Genomic DNA, 3,882 nt, shown 5'->3' on the forward strand with positions numbered 1-3,882 from the left:
TATTAAAAAAGAATTTTTCTTTTAATTTACTGGAGAAGCCAAATAAATTTCTTGCTTCTGCCTGGTTAATTTCATCCCCGTTAACTGCATAATTTAGAAAAAAAGTAAAGTTGGAATAGAGATTAAATTTATAACGGTTAAAAAATAACTGGTTCTCCCAACTGCTGCCTTTTTTAAATTGATGTGCTACAATCAGGTTAGCATTGTATCTCTCTGTATTCCCTCCTTCGCTGGGGTCTATACTGCCAAACCTTCCTATCAATCCGTTCTCAACAGCCCTTTCAGGTATCTGGCCACTGGCATCCCATTTACTTTTAAATGCCGAGGCAGAAAAAGTTAAGCTGGTATTATTAGTTATTGCTGCCTTGTATTTTGTAAATAAATTAATGCGGTTAAAATTTTGTTTGTTTTCTGTTGGGCCGTTGGTATAATTAAATTCACCGGCAATATATGCACTCTGTTTATCTTTATTTTTTTTCAACAGATCAATCATTGCTAAAATGCGGTAGCTGTTAAAGTTCCCTGCTTCTACCTGTACTAAACTTTTAGAAATATTTTTAAAAGTAGAAAAGGCTACATAACCTGCAGTATTAAAATTACCGTGCTGTGTATAATAGGGTCCGGCACCAAAATCAATATTGTTAATCGTTTCAGGAATAATGAAATGAGCATCGGCATAACCCTGCCCATGTGCATGGCTTACCATATTTACCGGCATACCATCTACACTTACCTGTACATCTGTGCCATGGTCAACATCAAAGCCACGTAAAAATATTTGCTCAGCCTTACCGCCTCCGGCATGTTGTGCAATAAATAAACCCGGTACAAGCCGCATTAATTCCTGCGTATTTTTTACAGGGCTTAAAGCCAGATCTATTTTTGCAAGAGAACTGAATTTAGCAGCAAAGCTTGTTTCTAAAGTAACGTCTTGCATTTTAATGGCATCGGGTTGCAGTTCAATCAATAAATCGTTTTTGCTATTTACTGTTGCCAAAATTGTTTTGTATCCAATATGGGATACCGCAATATTATCATTTGCGTTTGCTGTATTCAATAAAAAATTCCCATATTCGTCAGTTAATGCTTTTGCACCTGGTTTACCGGTAACATTAACTGATGCTGCTTCTAATGGTTGCCTGCTTACAGCATCTACTACTTTACCTGTAATAATTGTTTGTGCTGTTATATTTATTGAAAAAGAAAAAATAAAAATTACAATAATAAATAAATAATACCCGTATGGATGTTTCATGATTTTTTTTAGATAGATTAAGAAATGAGTGCATAGCATAGCATGGAATAATATCCCGTAACGGATATATTTATTTGCATGCAATGAAAATTCTATCTAAGCCCGGGGAGGGGGGTAATTGTTTTTAAAAGTGCCGCTTAAGAGGGCAGGAGTAGTTGTTGAAGTATATCCTTTGGCTGTAAATGCAGTAGAAAAAGTTGGGTGTTTTAAAGCAATAATAATAATATGCTCATTTCCTGCATTATCTTTTTTTGAGGAAGAGAAAGGATTTTTATCAGATTTTTCTTCCTTAACATCTTTAGCAGTTTCATAATGCACATGATAATTGCCATTTTCGTAATGTACAGTGGCCATGTGTTGTGTGTAAAAAAAAACATGACCAATAAAATCTGAAATATAAGGAAGCACAGGCTTGAACATAACTGCTGCGTAGCACATCAGGAGAATAGATAGCAGTAGTTTTTTCATTTTATACCTGTGCTTGCTTATAAATAAATTTACAACTATTTTGAATTAATTACAACAGCTCTTTGTAATAACTCGGGGTTTTTACTTCCCGTACTCATTGCTGTTTTTAAATATTCTTTTGCTTTTGCAATATCATTCTGGCTATATGCTATCCAGGCCAGTTCATTATTTACGTCAATATTTTTTGGGCGGATAGTATATTCTATTACAGCATATTTTTTTGCACTGTCCCATTGGTTGGTCTTAATAAAACTCCTTGCCAGTTCCAGCGAAACAGAATGATGATTGGAATTAGCATCAGTTATCAGCATCTTTTGTACTTCTGCATATTTGTCCATTGCTTTTTTTGTATCACCCATTGCTGCATACACATCTGCTTTTTGTTCTTCAAAAGAAGATTGGGGCATAATTGCGTTTGCAGAATCCAATAATGCCAATGCTCTTGTATAATTTTTCTTTTTCATTTCCACTTTTGCAAGGCCTGCCATACTTGGTGCATAACTTGGCCTGATAAATAAATTTTCCTGAAAAGTTCTTTCAGCTTCATCTAACTTACCAATGTTGTAATATAAATCTCCCAGCACATTTAAACTCCAGCTTTGCGGTTCGCTGCCGGGTAAACCAGCCTGCACTGCCAATTTCATTGCGGCAATAGCGCCATCATAATCGCCATAAATTTCACGTAAGTAACTGGCTCTTGAATAAGATTCTAAAGATGGTTTTAGCGCCTGCATTTTATCCGACATGGCAACAGCTTCTTCATAATTTCCCAACTCTACATTTGCATCTACTAAAATGCCATACACATAAGCATTATCAGGATTAATCGCTTTTGCCTCTTCAGCAATTTTTTTTGCATCTGCAAACTGGTGCTGGCTCATCCTTAACGAAGCTTTAAAAACATTGGCCTCAAAATTTTTAGGATCGATACTCAGTACACCATTTAATATTTTTTCAATGGCAGGATAGTAGTAATGATGTTCCCCGGTAATTCGTTGTTCGGTAATAAAAATGGTGGCTAACTGCAAACGTGTTTTTACATCCTGGGGCTTGGTGGCAAGTTTTGCTTTTAGCTCAGCAGTTTTTTCTTTGGTTTTAGTCCATTCCGAAGCACTGGCCAATTCGCCTTTGCGTTCTAAAAGTTCGGGAATGTCCATTGGGTTTTGTTCGCTGATGTATGCTTTTAATTTTCCTTCGCTACTGTTGCAACTGGTTATTGTTGTTGTAAGTGTGATAAGAAAAAAAGCAACAGCAAAAAATGGCAGGAGGGTTAAAGTCTTTTTCATTTTTTAGTTGTTTATATCAAATACGAAAAAAGGAGAACCATGGTTCTCCTTTTTTGTGATAAAATTATGTATTTGCACATCGCTTATATCTAAATGGGTCTGTAATGTTGATGCCATGAAAATATGAAGCCCGTAATTAAATATTTACTTAGTTTGTCTTCACAATTCCCACTGTTACAGATTTTAAACCATCTGCATACATCCTGGCGTAATAAGCACCCGAAGCTAAATTTGTTTTGCTCCATGGCACATAATAATCGCCTTTTGTACGGCTGCCTTCATTTATTGTAGCAATCTTTCTTCCCAAAGCATCTGTAATTTCAATGCGTACGCTTGCGGCATCTGTTGTTACTTTATAATGGAAAGTAGTAGATGTTTTAAACGGACTTGGGAAAGCAGAAAGAGCAATAGGCTCTGCTGCAATACCTAAATTAAATACATTACTTTTTGGGCCTGTATAAGATGCTCCTGTAAAACCTCTCCATGGAGTTTGTACAAAAGGAAAGGCTGCTTTAAAAGTGGTATCGTTTTTACCCACACCTTCTTTAAAAGTTATGGTATTTACCAATTGTGCAGTAACAGGGCTTCCGCCGGGTACATAATCATCATACCATAAACCAATTGCGGCTAAAACTTCTGAGCCAGTTCTTGATTCCACGGCTGCGGCGGCGGCCGCTTTGCCCTCCGCCGCCCAGTCGGCGGCCGATGCTGCGCGCACCGCCCGCGAAGTCGGCCGGCGACGGACGTTTGCGATTATTTCGCATCCGGATGCCGGGAAGACGACGCTGACCGAAAAATTCCTGCTTTACGGCGGGGCGGTGCAACTTGCGGGCAGTGTGACTTCGCGCAAAGACCAGCGGGCGACGACCAGCG

5 protein-coding genes are annotated in these 3,882 nt (G+C 37.9%); 1 reads left to right on the forward strand and 4 read right to left on the reverse strand.

The genetic code is table 11. The features are described from left to right. The 4 genes from ACY65O_RS08980 to ACY65O_RS08995 form a co-directional block, all read right to left on the reverse strand. Window positions 1–1,255 (reverse strand): carboxypeptidase-like regulatory domain-containing protein (locus ACY65O_RS08980; RefSeq protein WP_462220516.1); only part of this gene is annotated, 1,255 nt, incomplete at its 3' end. Between the two features lie 96 nt (window positions 1,256–1,351). Then, window positions 1,352–1,723, reverse strand: a complete 372-nt coding sequence (locus ACY65O_RS08985) for a hypothetical protein (protein WP_462220517.1) — start codon at window positions 1,721–1,723, stop codon at window positions 1,352–1,354. Window positions 1,724–1,758: 35 nt separating this feature from the next. Continuing rightward, complete coding sequence (locus tag ACY65O_RS08990) at window positions 1,759–3,009, reverse strand: tetratricopeptide repeat protein (protein WP_462220518.1); 1,251 nt, start codon at window positions 3,007–3,009, stop codon at window positions 1,759–1,761. Window positions 3,010–3,157: 148 nt separating this feature from the next. After that, window positions 3,158–3,727, reverse strand: a complete 570-nt coding sequence (locus ACY65O_RS08995) for a FlgD immunoglobulin-like domain containing protein (protein ID WP_462220519.1) — start codon at window positions 3,725–3,727, stop codon at window positions 3,158–3,160. On the opposite strand from ACY65O_RS08995, the gene ACY65O_RS09000 reads away from it, so the two are divergent. Next, window positions 3,687–3,882: GTP-binding protein (locus tag ACY65O_RS09000; protein ID WP_462220520.1), on the forward strand; the 196-nt coding region annotated here is incomplete at its 3' end. The genes ACY65O_RS08995 and ACY65O_RS09000 overlap by 41 nt on opposite strands.

Source organism: Ferruginibacter sp. (assembly GCF_031430955.1).
Lineage (GTDB): Bacteria > Bacteroidota > Bacteroidia > Chitinophagales > Chitinophagaceae > Ferruginibacter.